The 16555-nt window shown below is 60.9% G+C and carries 15 protein-coding genes; 13 read left to right on the forward strand and 2 right to left on the reverse strand.

The features are described from left to right. Positions 1-2: 2 nt before the first annotated feature. Positions 3-1838, reverse strand: a complete 1836-nt coding sequence (gene dnaK, locus HMPREF1531_RS01995; protein ID WP_016668219.1) for a molecular chaperone DnaK — start codon at positions 1836-1838, stop codon at positions 3-5. A 213-nt stretch (positions 1839-2051) separates the two neighbouring features. On the opposite strand from dnaK, the gene HMPREF1531_RS02000 reads away from it, so the two are divergent. From HMPREF1531_RS02000 to HMPREF1531_RS02015, 4 genes are all read left to right on the forward strand, one after another. Further along, positions 2052-2921: a hypothetical protein gene (locus HMPREF1531_RS02000; RefSeq protein ID WP_156860135.1), complete on the forward strand. Its 870-nt coding sequence runs from the start codon at positions 2052-2054 to the stop codon at positions 2919-2921. A gap of 85 nt (positions 2922-3006) precedes the next feature. Continuing rightward, positions 3007-3567, forward strand: coding sequence for a hypothetical protein (locus tag HMPREF1531_RS02005; RefSeq protein WP_016668221.1), 561 nt, complete (start codon positions 3007-3009; stop codon positions 3565-3567). Positions 3568-3573: 6 nt separating this feature from the next. Beyond that, positions 3574-4857 carry a hypothetical protein gene (locus HMPREF1531_RS02010; RefSeq protein WP_016668222.1) on the forward strand — a complete coding sequence of 428 codons (1284 nt, stop codon included), beginning with the start codon at positions 3574-3576 and terminating at the stop codon, positions 4855-4857. A 90-nt stretch (positions 4858-4947) separates the two neighbouring features. After that, positions 4948-5979: a CPBP family intramembrane glutamic endopeptidase gene (locus HMPREF1531_RS02015; RefSeq protein ID WP_016668223.1), complete on the forward strand. Its 1032-nt coding sequence runs from the start codon at positions 4948-4950 to the stop codon at positions 5977-5979. Between the two features lie 199 nt (positions 5980-6178). Here HMPREF1531_RS02015 and HMPREF1531_RS02020 read toward each other — a convergent pair whose 3' ends face one another. Then, positions 6179-6655, reverse strand: a complete 477-nt coding sequence (locus tag HMPREF1531_RS02020) for a methylated-DNA--[protein]-cysteine S-methyltransferase (RefSeq protein ID WP_016668224.1) — start codon at positions 6653-6655, stop codon at positions 6179-6181. Between the two features lie 174 nt (positions 6656-6829). Here HMPREF1531_RS02020 and ahpC point away from each other — a divergent pair, with 174 nt between their 5' ends. From ahpC to dcd, 9 genes are all read left to right on the forward strand, one after another. After that, a complete protein-coding gene (gene ahpC / locus HMPREF1531_RS02025; RefSeq protein WP_016668225.1) occupies positions 6830-7393 on the forward strand; it encodes an alkyl hydroperoxide reductase subunit C in 564 nt (187 codons plus the stop codon). A gap of 113 nt (positions 7394-7506) precedes the next feature. Further along, positions 7507-9075, forward strand: a complete 1569-nt coding sequence (gene ahpF / locus HMPREF1531_RS02030; RefSeq protein ID WP_198011056.1) for an alkyl hydroperoxide reductase subunit F — start codon at positions 7507-7509, stop codon at positions 9073-9075. A gap of 219 nt (positions 9076-9294) precedes the next feature. Next, a complete protein-coding gene (locus HMPREF1531_RS12685) occupies positions 9295-10977 on the forward strand; it encodes an alpha/beta hydrolase (RefSeq protein WP_016668227.1) in 1683 nt (560 codons plus the stop codon). Positions 10978-11069: 92 nt separating this feature from the next. Continuing rightward, the gene (locus tag HMPREF1531_RS12690; protein ID WP_016668228.1) at positions 11070-11525 is read left to right on the forward strand and encodes a DoxX family protein; all 456 of its coding nucleotides are present in this window, start codon (positions 11070-11072) and stop codon (positions 11523-11525) included. Positions 11526-11593: 68 nt separating this feature from the next. Continuing rightward, positions 11594-12319: a response regulator transcription factor gene (locus HMPREF1531_RS02055; protein ID WP_016668229.1), complete on the forward strand. Its 726-nt coding sequence runs from the start codon at positions 11594-11596 to the stop codon at positions 12317-12319. Next, positions 12294-13790 carry a sensor histidine kinase gene (locus tag HMPREF1531_RS02060; protein ID WP_084669240.1) on the forward strand — a complete coding sequence of 499 codons (1497 nt, stop codon included), beginning with the start codon at positions 12294-12296 and terminating at the stop codon, positions 13788-13790. Before HMPREF1531_RS02055 ends, HMPREF1531_RS02060 begins: the two co-directional genes overlap by 26 nt. 224 nt (positions 13791-14014) lie before the next feature. Then, complete coding sequence (locus tag HMPREF1531_RS02065) at positions 14015-14332, forward strand: hypothetical protein (protein ID WP_016668231.1); 318 nt, start codon at positions 14015-14017, stop codon at positions 14330-14332. A 127-nt stretch (positions 14333-14459) separates the two neighbouring features. After that, entirely contained in the window at positions 14460-15461 is a 1002-nt protein-coding gene (locus HMPREF1531_RS02070) for a LacI family DNA-binding transcriptional regulator (RefSeq protein WP_036896996.1), read from the forward strand. A 415-nt stretch (positions 15462-15876) separates the two neighbouring features. Next, entirely contained in the window at positions 15877-16461 is a 585-nt protein-coding gene (dcd, locus tag HMPREF1531_RS02075; RefSeq protein ID WP_016668233.1) for a dCTP deaminase, read from the forward strand. The last annotated feature ends 94 nt before the right edge of the window (positions 16462-16555 follow it).

A 16555-nucleotide genomic window follows, 5' to 3' on the forward strand; every position in this document is an offset into this window, starting at 1 on the left:
CTTCACTTGTCCTCGTCGACGATTTCACCGTCGACGATGTCATCATCGGCCGAATGGGAGTCGGCCGGGGCCTGGGAGGCAGCGGCCTGCTCAGCCTGGGCGGCCTGGGTGACGGCCTGACCCATCGCCATCGCTTTGGTGTTCAGGTCGTCCATGGCGGCCTTCACTGCGTCATCGTTGTCGGTTCCCTTCAGGGCCTCCTTCAACGCTTCGAGGGATTCGGTTACCTGCGTCTTGACGTCGTCGGGAATCTTGTCAGCGTTCTCGGTGACCAGCTTCTCGGTGCGGAAGGCCAGGTTGTCGGCCTCGTTGCGCATCTCGACGGATTCGCGACGCTTACGGTCAGCCTCCTCATTCGCCTCAGCCTCGGCCATCATGCGGTCGATCTCGTCCTTACCCAGGGCAGAACCGCCGGTGACGGTCATGGACTGTTCCTTGCCGGTGGCCATGTCCTTGGCGTAGACGTGCACGATGCCGTTGGCGTCGATGTCGAAGGTGACCTCGATCTGCGGCACCCCGCGTGGAGCAGGCATCAGGCCGGTCAGCTCGAAATTACCCAGCGACTTGTTGTCACGGGCGAACTGGCGCTCACCTTGATAGACCTGGATCATCACCGAGGGCTGGGAGTCTTCGGCTGTGGTGAAGATCTCCGAACGCTTGGTCGGGATGGTGGTATTGCGCTCAATGATGCGCGTCATCACACCACCCTTGGTCTCAATGCCGAGGCTCAACGGGGTGACGTCGAGCAACAGCACGTCCTTGACCTCGCCCTTCAGTACACCGGCCTGCAGGGATGCGCCCAGGGCGACGACCTCGTCAGGATTCACCGACTTATTCGGCTCCTTGCCACCGGCCAGTTCCTTGACCAGATCCTGCACCGCAGGCATGCGGGTCGAGCCACCAACCAGGATGATCTGGTTGATGTCGCCGACCGAGACCTTGGCATCGGACAGCACCGCGTTGAACGGCTGCTTGCAGCGATCCAGTAGATCCTGGGTGATGCGCTGGAATTCACCGCGGGTGAGCTTCTCCTCCATGTGCATCGGCCCCTCGGCCCCTGCGGTGATGTAGGGCAGGTTGATCTCGGTCTCCATCCGCGAGGAGAGCTCAATCTTGGCCCGCTCAGCGGCTTCCTTGAGGCGCTGACCAGCCATCTTGTCCTTGGACAGGTCAACACCGGTCTTGTTCTTGAACTGCTCGACTAGCCAGTCGATGATGCGCTGATCCCAGTCATCACCACCCAATCGAGCATCACCCTTGGTGGCCTTGACCTCGAAGACTCCCTCGGAGATATCCAGCAAGGAGACGTCGAAGGTGCCGCCACCGAGGTCAAAGACGAGCACAGTCTGCTCCTGGTCGGCCTTGTCGAGGCCGTATGCCAAGGCGGCTGCCGTCGGCTCATTGATGATCCGGTCAACAGTCAAGCCAGCGACCTCACCGGCCTCCTTGGTGGCCTGACGCTCGGCGTCGCCGAAATAGGCTGGGACGGTGATGACGGCGTTGGTGACGGGCTCACCAAGGTAGGCCTCGGCGTCACGCTTCAGCTTCTGCAGCACCGATGCGCTGATCTGCTGGGGACGGTAGGTCTTGCCGTCAATCTCGGTGGTCCAGCTGGTGCCCATGTGGCGCTTGACCGAGCGGATGGTGCGGTCCGGGTTGGTGACGGCCTGACGCTTGGCCACCTCACCGACGAGAATCTCCCCGTTCTTGGTGAACGCGACCACCGATGGGGTGGTGCGAGCTCCTTCAGCGTTGGGGATGACGGTGGGTTCGCCACCTTCGAGAACCGCGATCACCGAGTTGGTGGTGCCGAGGTCGATGCCCACTGCACGAGCCATGTTTGTTTCCTCCTGTCGCACGAGGCGATTGCTTCTTGAGTCCTAGAGACTCAGGTTCAAGACCTGACGCAGTTGAGTCTAGCGCACTCAATCCCGAACTTGAGTCCACCTGACTCAACGCCGAGCATCTCCGGGTTATTCCGGGGTAGCCCGGCGGGGTTCCGCCGAGCACTGCCCGCTTCCTTGGCCCCAAGCCCACCTACGCTTCCTCCCATGAGGAAAGTGGTGGTCGTACCCCTCGTTACGTCTTTTCTCATCGTTGCCTGCTCGGGTACCTCGCCAAAGATGGCGAACGAGGCACCGATGCTGCTGCGCTCTGCCCTGGAGGGTCGCGACGCGCGAGTGGGTCGGGTGGAAACCACTGCGTCATCAATGACTCTGCTCATCACCGACAACTCAGGACGCCCGCCAATCACCCGGCTGCGCTACGCCCCCTCAACGAAGCCGGAGTCCCCGACGACAGATCAGATCGATATCAATCTGATCACCCGCCCCATCGAAGATTTCGACTCCGAGTCATACCTCTCACTACTCTCCGAGACCTCGGACAACTGCAGGGGCCAGGAATGGGCAATAACCGCCGAAGCCGTTTCATCAACCGCGACGAAGACCATCCGAACCTGCGGCGACAGCCGCGATGTGTTCCTAGAAAAATCCCCGCTGACCCCAATCACAGCCCCATGGGAGCCAAGAGCCTTCCGCACCGTGTGGGAACAGATGATCACCACCTCATCAAGCACCGGGATCCTGAGCCTCACCTACCGAGCCGACTCGGTGACCGCAACCCCGGCCTCAAATAACGAGGATGAGCATTGCGCGCCCCTCATCACCCGCACCTTGAGCGATCCCGACGTGACTTCCCAGTGCCTGCCCCAGACATCAAGAACCGCACGAACGCTGGACCTGAACACCTTTGACGCCAACAAAGCCTGGTCATGGACCCAGGTGCTGGCTTCTCAAGAGGGATTCTCCCTCGGCGAAGAAACCTCAGTGACCTTCTCTGCCGATGGGGAGAATACCGTCCTCGTAGTGATGCAAGATGCCCACAGAAGCGCTTCCACCATCACGACCATCGAACCATAACAACGTCAACGCTTTGAGCCGAAACTGAATCAACAACTAAACCTTCCCACATCTGATCCAAAAACACAACCATGAAGGAAAGGCAATGACTCTTTACGAGGACCCCCACGAGGTGGTCAAAATCGACGTGGAAGCGAACTGGGTCACGTCAGTTACGGTTTACCCGCACTGGGCCACGCACTATGATGCCCTCGCTCTCACCAAGCAACTGAACTCACTACTGCACGAAGCAGCGAACGCACCGACCCCCGAGCAGATACCATCTGAAGAGGAACCCCCCGCAAGCCAAGAGCCCATGACCTTGGAACGTTTCACCCAGTTCTGGGCCGAGTTCAACGCCTACCAAGAGTTGCTGGACAAACGATTCAAGAAAGCACTTGCGGGTGAGTTACCTCCCCACCCCGAAGCCGATGTGGAGGAGAGCGACTCCCAACGACACGTGGGCGCCGCTTGGGTGTACGGAAAATTCGAGTCAATGGGCTTCGACCCCGAGTGGGCGCAGAACACCACCGCACAACGCTTCTCGGAGACGCTGACTGACGTACTTTCAAGGCATCCGTTGATCCCCAAACCAGTAAAAGATCCCGAATGGGACAAGATTCAGGCTCACAAGGCCAACATGCAGGCAATTCAAGCAGGGAAATGATGAGCGATGACCGTCGAGCAAACAGTCAATAAGATCAACACCGCATGTACTGATATGAAAAAGGCGTTCAAGGATCTGGCCGATCGTGCTGAGCCCTCTCTCCAACAGATGACTTCGGCCATTGGGGCCCTGACCCAGTATAAGGTAGAAGGCGTCATCAACAACGGACCAGGCATACCAGGAACACCCTTCACGGAGTACCGCGACTCAAAACCTCGCTGGTGGGAACGCTTGGTTACACCGATCACCTCGGTGACCGAGGTCCCTCACCCCAAGCGCGAGGAAGCCCAGAAAAAAGCCGACGCAATGTTTGGTACAGCAAAAACAAATGATGAAAATTTCAAGCTGGATACCAATTCCATCGCCGAAACGCCAGAGAAAGTCGGTAAACTTATCACGGATTGGCTGAAAATATCCAATGAATTCAGTAAGAAGATCGCCCAAGTCATTCCTTCAAATGTTGTGTACATCCCCACAACAGGGAACATGGATGGATGGCTGAGTCCGGGAGCATCCGGCGCTTACGCCGCCTCAGTAAGCTCGCAGGACAACGCGGCAGGAACAACATCCTCGGTGATGTCAGACCTGATGGACAATTGTGCAAAATTTTTGGAATCACTGACAACATCACTGGCAGATTTCGCCAAGCTAACCAATAGCCAGGATGAATTTTACAGCAACCTCATCACCAAGTGTATCCCAAAACAGATTAGTTTCAGCCAGATCATGGATCTTATTGATGCGGGAGTCTCGACGATCAACAAGACTCGTTCCGACGAAACCGAAAAAAGTACAAACATGGCGACCATGCTGAACAACACGATTGCCCAGTTGTTGGCAATCGAGAAACTTGATCGTCAGATCACAGAAATGGGAGAAAGTCAGGGCGACAATGGTTGGCCCAAACCGGCAAAAATGAGCGTGAGCGAGAGCTCAGAAACCCCGGCCGCAAGTGAATTACGATTTAACACACAATATTTCCATGATCATTCAAAATTCTGGCGGCAGGTGTCGGCCGATCTGTCAACGTTGAAGACCAGTTCGGATTCAGTAGTAGAGATTCCGACCATGTTCGCCCGGCTTCCCCAGTTCTCGGCCGACCAGTCGACGGCACTCAATTCACTGTGCGATAGAATCTCGGCAGATGCTTTGGGTAAGGGGGCCACGGCAACCTCAGACCTAGCCGACCTGCTCGATTCGACAATCACCGATTATCTGAAAGCGGAGGCCGAGAACACCGATACCGCGCGGCAGGTCTATAAGGAAATCTACGGAACCGAGATGCCCTGACCCGTGTCTGTGGTGTGGTGCCTGAAGAAATCCGGGCACCACACCACGGTACGCCGACAGACGCAGCGGCTGCACCGCTAGGTTTGCTGCATGGCTCACACCGCCGTCGCACCTCAGCGCGGAACGTTCTTTCCGCGGATTCGTCCAGAAGACCTGCTTGCCGTCGACCACCCGGTCCGGCTATGGCCGCCCCACGACCAGATCCGACTCAACCCCGTGGTGCGTGGGATCGTCTTCGCTGTCCTCTTCCTTGCCCTGACCATCGCCATCGCACCCGTCGTCGGGATGGTTGTCGGCGGGCTGTTCTCCAGTCACCCACGCTTCTACGACATCGCCACAGCCTTCGCCCAACTCCCGGTGATCCTTGCCGCGGTGGGCGCCTATGCTGCCCTAGCTGTGATCTGGGAGCAACGCCGACTGGTCGAACTGACCCCCCGACGCATGGCACAAGGGCTCGGTGTCGGTCTGATCCTGGGAGCTGCGACAATCTCCGCAGCCGTGGCGGTGCTCGCCGTGTCACACGGTTACCACGTCACAGGCATCAACCACGATTACTGGATGTGGGGCGATCTCATGACGCTGGGATTCACGGCAGCAATCGTCGAGGAGATCACCTTCCGCGGAGTGCTCTTCCGTCTTCTCGAGGAATGGGTCGGGACGTGGGGCGCGATCATCGGCAGCGCAATCAGCTTTGGGCTGATCCATACAGGCAATCCACTCGGCACCTGGACGGGAGCGATCGGCATCGCCATGGAAGCCGGACTGCTGCTAGGCGCACTGTATGCCCTCACCCGGAGCCTGTGGACGGTGATGGGTCTCCACTTCGCCTGGAATATGATGCTCGGCCCGGTATTCGGGTTGGTAGTCTCCGGCACCTCCTCCCGGGGACATGGCTGGTTGGATTCGACCGTGACCGGACCCACCTGGATGACCGGAGGCGTTTTCGGCATTGAGGCGAGTTGGATCACCATTACCCTCGCTACACTGCTCGGCATCGCCACCATGGTGGTATTGGCCCGCAGCCATCAGGTGGTTCAACCGTCATGGATCCGGCACAGGACATTGCGGCAACGAACCACCGATCAGCCGACTGATGACGAACCGCACATCTGCGAAGAATGAAGCCGGGATCCCCAGCGACTTCTCCCCTAGCGCGTGGGAGCACCCGATTTAGAACACGAAATCAACGGTGTGATCGACCACTTCCTTGGCGGCGTCGTGTGAACTCCCCGCCACCATGACCACCGGAAGCCCGTCTTCGGTTTCTCAGCGCTCACGGTGAGGGGAAGAAAGCGATGGAGCGCATCATCTCACCTTCCGCTCAGGGCTTCTCCTGCCGCTCGTGGGCGAGCAGCCACCGCTTACGGTCGAGACCACCTGCATATCCGGTGAGAGACCCGTCGGAGCCAATGATGCGATGGCACGGCACGATAATCAGCAGCGGATTGCGACCAATGGCCGCACCGACGGCCCGGGCCGACCCGTCGATCCCGAGCACGCGGGCGATCTCGGCGTAGCTGGCGGTATGCCCGTAAGCTACCCGGGCAATGGCCTGCCATACTCTGTGCTGAAAATCGGTTCCCCTCGGGGAGAGCCGCAGATCGAAGCTGGTCCTGGTTCCAGCGAAATACTCTGCCAACTGGTCGACGGCATCCTGGGCAACTGAGTCATCGCGCTCCCCAAGCAGCTGTGGGCTAACGGGACACACCTGTGCCGCGGTGTGCAGGGCGATCACCTCGTTCCCGTCTACGACAAGCGTCAATGGCCCGATCGGCGAATCGATGATGCGATAGGACATGGGAACTCCTGACGTGGGCCGACGTGATCAGTACGCTAACCGATTCGAGTTCACATCTCAGGGCTGAGCGAGTAGAACCATTCTGCCCTCGACGGAATAGCTGGCGGGCAGGGCACGTTGTACCGCTGCCGACGACCGATCGGCCAGCGTCATTCGATCCAAGGAGAAACAGCCGTGTCCCTGATCAACACCGAGATCCTTCCCTTCCAGGCCACCGCCTACCGCAATGGAGAGTTCGTCGAGCTGAGCGAGAAGGACGTCCTCGGCAAGTGGGCGATCTTCTTCTTCTACCCCGGTGACTTCACCTTCGTCTGCCCCACCGAGCTCGGTGACCTGGCCGACCACTACGCAGAACTCCAAGCCCTCGGCGTCGAGGTCTTCTCGGTGTCAACGGACTCTCACTTCGTGCACAAGGCCTGGCACGACGATTCCGCCGAGGTCGGCAAGGTCCAGTACTTCATGGTCGGCGATTCCAACGGCCAGCTGACCAATAACTTCGACAATATGCGTCCCGGCCTGGGCCAGGCCGACCGGGCCACCTTCCTGGTCGACCCGCAGGGCGTCATCCAGTATGTCGAACTGACCGCCGAGGGCATCGGGCGCTCCGCAGACGAACTGCTGCGCAAGGTGAAGGCCGCCCAGTACATCGCCGCTCATCCCGGCGAGGTCTGCCCCGCCAAGTGGGAAGAGGGCGCCGAGACCCTGACCCCGGGCATCGACTTGATTGGCAAGATCTGATCTGAACCATGCATACCGGTCCCGGCGAGCACTTTCGCCGGGACCTTATTTGGCCCACATCCCAGGGGCGACAGGCCCCGTCAACAATTCCGGAGGTCACCATGCCCAAGCGTCTGCTCGACGACAATCTGAAGAACCAGCTAGTAGCATTGATGCCGCGCATCATCCATGACGTGGAAATCGTCTCCTCACTCGACGAACGTGATGCCTCGGCCGATCTCGAATTGCTGCTCGACGACATCGCCATTCTCTCCCCCAAGATCACCCATCGTCGCGACGACGAGGCTCATCCCCGTCGCCCATCCTTCTCAATCAACCGGGTCGGCACCAGCATCGGTGTCAGCTTCGCCGGTATCCCGATGGGTCACGAGTTCTCCTCCCTGGTGCTGGCCCTGCTCCAGGTAGGCGGAAATCCGATCAAAGAATCCCCAGAGGTGATCAAGGCCGTCGAAGAATTGGACGGCGATTTCGAATTCATCACCTACATGTCGTTGACCTGCCAGAACTGCCCCACCGTTGTCCAGGCGCTGAATACCATGTCGGTGATCAACCCGCGTATCCGCCACACCGCGGTCGAGGGCTCGCTGTTCGGTGAGGAGATTGCCGAACACAACGTGCTGGCGGTTCCAACCATTTGGCTCAACGGCAAAGAATGGGGCCAGGGCCGCACCACTATCGAGGATTTCATCAAACGTCTCGACACCGGTGCGGTGGCCCGCGAAGCTGCCCGGCTCAACGAGAAGGATCCCTACGATGCCCTGGTCGTGGGTCAGGGTCCAGCCGGGGTATCAGCCGCCATCTACCTGGCCCGCAAGGGACTTCGCACCGGTCTGGCCGGTGAGCGGTTCGGCGGGCAGGTGCTGGACACCATGGCCATCGAGAACTTCATCTCCCAGCCCTACACCGAAGGTCCCCGCTACGCCGGGCAATTGGAAGAACACGTCCGCGCCTACGACATCGATGTAATCAACTCCCAGGTGGCCACCCGGCTGGTCCCGGCAACGGGAACCGGACAGCTGCACACCGTCGAGTTCGGCGACGATGCCCGGCTGCAGGCCAAGGAGATCGTCATCGCCACCGGCGCACGCTGGCGGCTGATGGGGGTTCCCGGTGAGCAGGAGTACCGCAACAAGGGAGTGACCTTCTGTCCCCACTGCGATGCCCCGCTGTTCAAGGGCAAGAAGGTGGCGGTCATCGGCGGTGGCAATTCGGGCATTGAGGCGGCAATCGACATCGCCGTGCATGCATCGGAGGTCATCGTGCTGGAGTTCGCCGATTCCTGCCGGGCCGACGACGTACTCATGGACAAACTCGCATCCCTGCCGAATACCTCGGTGATCACCTCTGCCCGCACCACCGAGGTGCTCGGTGACGGTACCCAGGTGACCGGGCTTACCTATGTGGACCGCACCGACGACACCACGAAATCCCTTGAGGTATCGGGCATCTTCGTCCAGATCGGATTGCTGCCCAACACCGAATGGGTGGCCGACGTCCTGACCATCAACGAGCTCGGCGAGATCGCCACCGATGCTCACGGCGCCACCTCGGTGGAAGGCATCTTCGCCGCGGGCGACTGCTCGTCGACACCTTACAAGCAGATCGTCATCGCCCAAGGATCGGGAGCAGCAGCCGCCCTCGGGGCATGGGATCACCTCATCCGCTCCCGCGCCCAATCCTGAGAACGATACTGTGGCCGGGCGCCATCAAGATGGTGTCCGGCCACAGTGAGTAGCTCGTCGGTCTCCACACTCACACGGTGCCTGACCGGGGGCAATCATTCGGTCCCCGGTGCTCCCGGGAATAGGCCAGATCTCTTCTCGGGCAGGGATAATGTCCGATTCCCGGCCCGCTTGGTGGTCTTCATGAGGCTACCTGCGAGCACCCCCTAGAGTTGGGACGTGCTTCGTCCCGACGCCCTGACCGGCCTGCTCGCCCCGCATCGGGCGGCTGCCCTGGCCGGCTATGCCGCTGCCTACACTCCCTCACTGCTGCCGCGTCCCTGGTATTTCCAGGGGCTGGTCGCAGGGCTCGGTGCAATGGCCGCATTCCAATCCGGGTTGCTGGTACGTTCCACCATCAGCCTGGCCACCCGCAAATTCCCGCCGCGCACGATCTCACTGCGGGCAATGACCACCACGGGAAGGATCGCCGGAGCGCTGGCCGGGCTGGGCGCAACCATCGCAATCCCCGCACTGGCCACCCGCTGGCAGCGAGCAAACGCCGACCACGTCGAGAATCCAGCCCACTCCCCCCTGTGGGCGGTGGGGTCTGCAGCCACCGCGGCAGCGGTCTTCTCCCTACTTGCCGCTCAGTGGCGTTTCATGGTGTGGGCCAGTTCCCACCTGCACATCCGCGTCGCATCCAAGATGACCAATGCGATCTTGGCTCGCATCATCTCCACACTCACCGTGCTGGCCACCACAGGACTGGTCTTCGACCGGGTTCTGATGCGCGGGCTGATGCTGGTGGTCACCTCCGCATCGGCGAGGGTCGACCTGCGCACCCCACCCAATGTCGTCCAGCCCACCACCGAGTTGCACTCTGGCTCTCCGGCCTCCAACGAATCGTGGGACCGGCTGGGCCTGCAAGGAAAGCGCTTCACCTGCGCCGGACCATCGCGGGAACGCATCGAAGAGGTATGCGGAGGCCAGGCCATGCAACCCATCCGCGCCTATGCCTCAATGAATCGTCGTACCATCCCGCAAGTGGTCGATGCGGTACTTGCCGAGATGGACCGCACCGATGCCTGGTCGAGGTCCCGGATCCTATTGGTCACCACCACCGGTCGCGGCAATGTCAACGAATGGTCGGCCTCCACCTTCGAATACCTCACCCGCGGAGACTGCGCAACGGTCGCTATGCAGTACTCCGGGCTGCCCTCGGCCGTCACAATGATCGCAGACAAGCAAGACCCCGTGCGTGCCTCTCGACTGCTGTATCAAGCCGTCACCGAACGAATCGCAGCCCTTCCCGCCGAGCGTCGTCCCCTGATTTACCTGGGCGGGGAGTCGCTCGGGGCCTTCGGCTCCACCGGAATTATTGACGGTATTGAGGATCTGCCAACCTCGGCCGCCGGGGCGGTGTGGACCGGGTGCCCGGATTTCTCTCCTCTCCAGGAAGCCCTGATCGAGGCCCGCGACCCAGGGTCGGACACTATTTTCCCCGTCGTCGACGGCGGGCGCCACGTCCGTTTCGCGATGACCCCGGAACAACTTGTCGTCCCCACCCATGGCGGGCACTTGGGGCCATGGGAGTTTCCCCGTTATGTTTTCCTACGCAACGAAACCGACCCGGTAACGTTTTGGAATCCGCGTCTGCTGTGGCGTCGCCCGCAGTGGCTCACCGACATGACGGGCACCAACACTCCGATGGGCCGGATGCGCTGGTGGCCGTTCATCACCTTCTGGCAAATCACATCCGATATGCCGGTGTGCCGCGACGTCCGGGCGGGTTTCGGCCACAAGTACCATGCCGAACAATGCATCCCTGCGTGGGTGGCGGTCCTCGGCTTGGATCCCGATGAGGACCGCTCGGCGATCACCGAGGCCCTGATGAGCGACGTTCCCCCGGTCTCACCCTGAGCGAAGGCAGCACTCGACCAACATCACTCGTCGCCGCTGAAGCGGGTTGTGGGGTAACTTGACATCAATTGCAGGTAAGAAAGAGGCCACCCATGTCCGCACGCACCACCGCCCACAACATCTTCCGGGAAACCATGCTGCTGCTCGTGCGGCTCGGTATCGCGGCGCTGATGTTCAGCCATGCCTGGTATCGCTGGCAGATAGAGGGCATTAATGGCCAAGTCGCGCGACTTCAGGAGTTCCACGTTCCGGCTGCCAGCCTGGTGGCTTCGGGAACCATCGCCTTCGAGGGAATCGGCGGGATACTACTCGCCATTGGATTGTTCACCCGCGTGCTCGGATTGCTGCTGGCCACCGAGCACATCCTGATCACCGTGCTGTTCAAGTGGTCTGCAGGCCCGTATCTGGCCAATGACGGTTTCGAGTACAACGTAGCGATGGCCTTGCTAGGTGTTCTCCTCCTGGGTTGTGGAGCCGGGCTCACAGGAGCCGATCGGCTCCTATTCCGTCGCCGCGGTGGTGACTCTGGCATTGATCCCTACCAGTAGACGCCGGACACCACCCAGCTGTGAGCCCACACAGCAAACGCACAGCTTCTCCTGTCAGAATCGGTGCCATGGGCACCGAACAACCGATGACCCGCCCCGACGGGTCTCCACTACGCATCCTCGCCGTCGACGACGAGCCTTCGCTGACCGAGCTGCTGCGTATGGCACTGCGCTACGAGGGCTGGGAACCACATACTGCCTGCACCGGAACCGAAGCGGTCAAGCTGGCTCGTGAAGTGCGCCCGAATGCAATCATCCTGGACATGATGCTGCCTGATTTCGACGGCCTTGAGGTGATGCGCCGGGTGCGCACCGAGGAACCGAATATGCCAGTGATCTTCCTCACCGCCAAAGATGACGTCGCCGACCGCATCGCCGGGTTGACTGCTGGCGGCGACGACTACGTCACCAAACCCTTCTCCTTGGAAGAGCTCATCGCCCGATTGCGAGCCCTGCTGCGTCGTTCGGGGGCTGCGGTGCACAACGAAGATGCACTTTTGGTAGTCGGCGACTTGGTCATGGACGAGGATGCCCGCGAAGTCACCCGCGGCGGCGAACAGATCAATCTCACCGCCACCGAGTTCGAGCTACTGCGCTATCTGATGCGCAATCCGCGCCGGGTACTGTCCAAGGCGCAGATCCTGGACCGAGTGTGGAACTACGACTTCGGCGGGGAGGACAACGTGGTGGAACTGTACATTTCCTATCTGCGCAAGAAGATCGACGTCGGCCGCGAACCGATGATCCATACCATGCGCCGGGCCGGATATGTCATCAAACCGGCTGGCCAGTGAGATGACGCTGCGCACCACGCCAACCCTGCGCCGACAACTGGTCGTCCGCATCACCCTCATCGTAACGGTGGCTGCGGTGCTGATGGCTGGCCTGTCAACCTTCCTGGTCGCCCGGATCCTCACCGACGCCGTCGACCAGCAGATCACCTACGCGGTACGGGCCACCGATTCGCGGCCCCGCGGACCCAACACCAAAGAACCCGACGCCCTGCCGACCGAGGGCCCGGTGGAACTACGAACTGGCGGCTTACCCACCGGGTCGATCACCGTGGTCTCTAACCCCTCCGGATCCGCCTTCGGATCCATCGTATTGTCCACCGGGCCCTCGGTTGCCTCCGCCGAGCAGATCGCGACCCTGACTCATCTGCCTGATGACGGAATAGTGCGCACCATTACTGTCGAGGGTCTGGGCACCTACCGCGCCGCCGCCATCAGCCGTGGGGACACCTTGCTTGCCGTCGCCGTGCCGATGGCCGCCACCCAAGCAGTACTGAAGGACCTCATGTGGGCCGAAGCAGGCCTCATCATCCTGGCCGCAGCTCTCGCCGCACTGGTATCCACCCTTGTGGTACGCAATTCACTGAAGCGTCTCAACCAGCTAGCATGCACCGCGGTGACGGTATCAAATCTTCCACTGGAATCAGGTGAGGTCTCCATCGACGCTCGCGTGGACATGACAGGACTCTCCCCCGGCTCCGAGGTAGGCCGGGTGGGAACGGCTCTCAACTCAATGCTGGACCATGTGGAAGACTCGCTGCGGGCCCGGGAGGCATCCGAGCAGCGGGTGCGCCAGTTCGTCGCCGACGCATCCCACGAGCTGCGCAATCCGTTGGCCTCCATCCGCGGTTATGCGGAACTCACCCGCCGGGGCCGCGACAAACTGCCTACCGATATCATTTTCGCCCTGGGACGCATCGATTCCGAATCGCAGCGGATGAGTAAATTGGTCGAGGAGTTGCTTCTGCTGGCCCGCCTGGACAACGGGGTGGGCCTGGAACGTCACCCGATTGACCTTGCCGAATCGGTATTGACAGCGATCTCTGATACCCGGGCAGCTTCTGCGGACCATCATTGGCGGTTGGAGGTTCCCTCCACCCCGGTCATCGTGGAGGCCGATGCTGCCCGTTTGCAGCAGGTATTGGTCAACGTCATGGGCAATGCCCGCAAGCACACCCCGGCGGGCACCACGGTGATGGTTTCCCTGGCCGTCGAGGGCGACATAGCGGCGGTACGGGTGTCCGACGACGGCCCGGGCGTAGAACCGGAGCTCATCGACAAGCTTTTCGAGCGATTCACCAGAGGCGATACATCCCGGGGCCATGACGCCGAGGGATCGACGGGTCTGGGACTGGCGATCGCTGCTGCGGTGGTCAAGGAGCACGGAGGAACCATCACAGCAACAAATCTTTCCCCCCATGGGACACGATTCACCATCACTCTGCCACTCGCGAAGGACGACTCCGAGCGATGAGCTCTGAGCTGTGACAAGAGCTCGGTCGCTCATTGCGGACTGCTTGTGGGATGGTGCTGACCAGTGTTTGGCCAAGAATCGCACCCACGCCCAGATCACAGTACGAACACAGCACTCACACAGCTTCGAGCGTCATGCTCATTACAGAGCCGAGGCAGCCGACAGCGACGCCGCTTCTCCCCGCCGGCGCCTCGTCTCTCGGAACGACAAAAGGAACAGGAACTATGCAGACCATGAAAATCCTCGACACCGCCCGTCGCTACACATTCACCACGATGGGTACGGTAGCCACCATCACCTCCACCGACGACCTGACCGACACCGCCCGTCGCAAGGTGACCGACATCTTCGTCCGCTGGCAGACAGGATCCGGTGGCCCGGAAGAGGTTCTCCCAGATCCCCTTGCCAAGGCGATGGCAATTTCCGAAGCCTGCGAGGTTCTCGACGACGAGCAACCCGAGGGCTGGCGGCTGTTCGTCGGTTCTCTGGAGGTCACCGGCGGTGCGGCTTATCTGCGGCAGGAATTGGTTGTCGCCGCCTGAGAAACAGTCCGCCTGGCACAGCCCTTGTCCATCCGCAGATTCCTAGGCCAACAGCTGATCCGGAAAGCGTTATCAGCAGTTTTCCATATTCTCCACACTCACTGGCGGCATGAGTAAACTGCTTTCCATGAGCACTCTGAGCGAGGTTGCTGAACGAGCCGGGGTCTCCTTGGCGACGGCGTCCCGTGTCCTCAACGGAGCCGCGGGCCGGACCGTGCGCCCCGATCTGGCAGAGCGGGTGCAGACAGCCGCTGACGAACTCAAATATGTTCCCCATGCCGGGGCCCAGGCCATGGCACGTGGCGTGTCGAATATCGTTTGCCTGCTGGTCAATGACATTGCCGATCCCTATTCTGCAGCCGTCGCAGCCGGGATAGGACGAGTCGCCACCGAGAACCGGTTGTTGATGGCGGTCACTTCCACCGGCTCATCCGCTGCCAATCGCACGGCGGCCCTGCAGGTGCTCGCCGCGCAACAGGTGCGTGGGGTAATCATCGCCGGTGACGCCCATGGCGGTAATCCGGATCGGGCCGAGTTGAGTACCTGCCTGGAAACTCTGCGGGCCAACGACACCACCGTGGTGAGCATCGGGGCCGGGGAAGTGGGGGTTGCGTCGGTGCAGCTGCCCGACCAAATTGGCACGAAACATCTTGCCGAGAAGCTGTTGGGCGCTGGGCACCGGTCCTTCGTCATTCTCGCGGGACCCGTCGACCGAGCCTCTGCGGTGCAGCGTACCAAGGCCTTCACCGAGACCGTCGAGGCGGGAGGCGGACGTATTGTCACGACGATGACCGGCGGTTTTGACCGGGCATCGGCCGAGAAGTCGGTGCATGATCTGCTAGGGGTGGGTCGGCTGCCTGATGTGATCTTTGCAACCAACGATCTCCAGGCGCTCGGCGCATTACGTGCCCTACGCACGGCCAATCTCAATGTCCCCCACGATGTCGGGCTGGCCGCCTTCGGTGATTCGGGTGCCCTGAGCGACGCCGTCCCGGGGATCACCTCGGTGTCGGTGGACGCATCCCTGGCTGGGGAACTGGCCACGCGACTGGTCCTCGGGGATGAAAACGTTGCCCCGGAGCCGGTGGTTCCCCACGAGGTGCGGATGCGGGAGTCAACCCGGAACTGAGCCAGGACCACACAAACCGGCACGAGCCCGATAGCAAACCCAGCCACGCTGCCCGGTTCACGCCGAAACTCTATGACAGGCATGGACACCGCGGTTGTGAAAAGAAAAGGCGGAAGAATACTTCCGGGAATCACTTCCTGGTTGACCTCAATACTCCAGACCCAGGGCAGGAAACCGAGCCCAACCCAAGGCCCAGCAAGATGATGGGCCAGGCATAATCCGCGCACTGGGCCAGCTGGTTGCAGGCCTTGATGACCAGCATCCCTATAACGGCGATGATGAGCAATTCCACGCTCTACTTGCCCATCACCGACGATGCGGGAGACAAAAATACACGAGCTACGCCGTGATCCGGATCGGCCAAGTTGATCATCCGCATAGTCCGCCCGCGCTGCTGTTCACATAGACTGGCCCCATGCTGTTGTCGGATCGTGACATTCGTGCCCAGATCGATGCCGGACGCGTCATCCTCAATCCGTGGGACCAGACCATGGTGCAGCCCGCTTCGGTCGATGTGCGCCTCGACCGCTATTTCCGGGTCTTTGAGAACCACCGCTATGACGCCATCGACCCTTCCATAGACCAGTCGGAATTGACCCGCGAGGTCTCCCCGCACGCCGACACGCCCTTCGTGTTACATCCCGGCGAATTCGTTCTGGGCGCAACCTATGAGTATGTCACTCTGCCTGATGACATCGCCGCCCGGCTGGAGGGCAAATCGTCGCTGGGGCGCCTAGGGCTGATCACTCATTCGACGGCCGGTTTCATCGATCCTGGTTTCTCTGGGCACATCACTTTGGAGTTGTCCAATATGGCGACCCTGCCGATCAAGCTCTACCCGGGCATGAAAATCGGCCAGCTGTGTTTCTTCCAGATGTCCTCCGCATCGGAGGTGCCCTACGGCTCGGCAAGCCTCGGCTCCCACTACCAGGGCCAGCGCGGTCCAACCCCCTCACGCTCGCACCTGCGGTTCACCAGGGTAAGCATCCCAGAAACCTGAATCGACCATGACCCAGACACCGGGTTATCGGCGCTGCAACGACACCACCGAAGCCTTGGCTAGCCCCGGACGCTGCGGTCCAGAAGGTCACGCC

The sequence above is a fragment of the Propionibacterium sp. oral taxon 192 str. F0372 genome, assembly GCF_000413315.1.
GTDB lineage: Bacteria > Actinomycetota > Actinomycetes > Propionibacteriales > Propionibacteriaceae > Brooklawnia.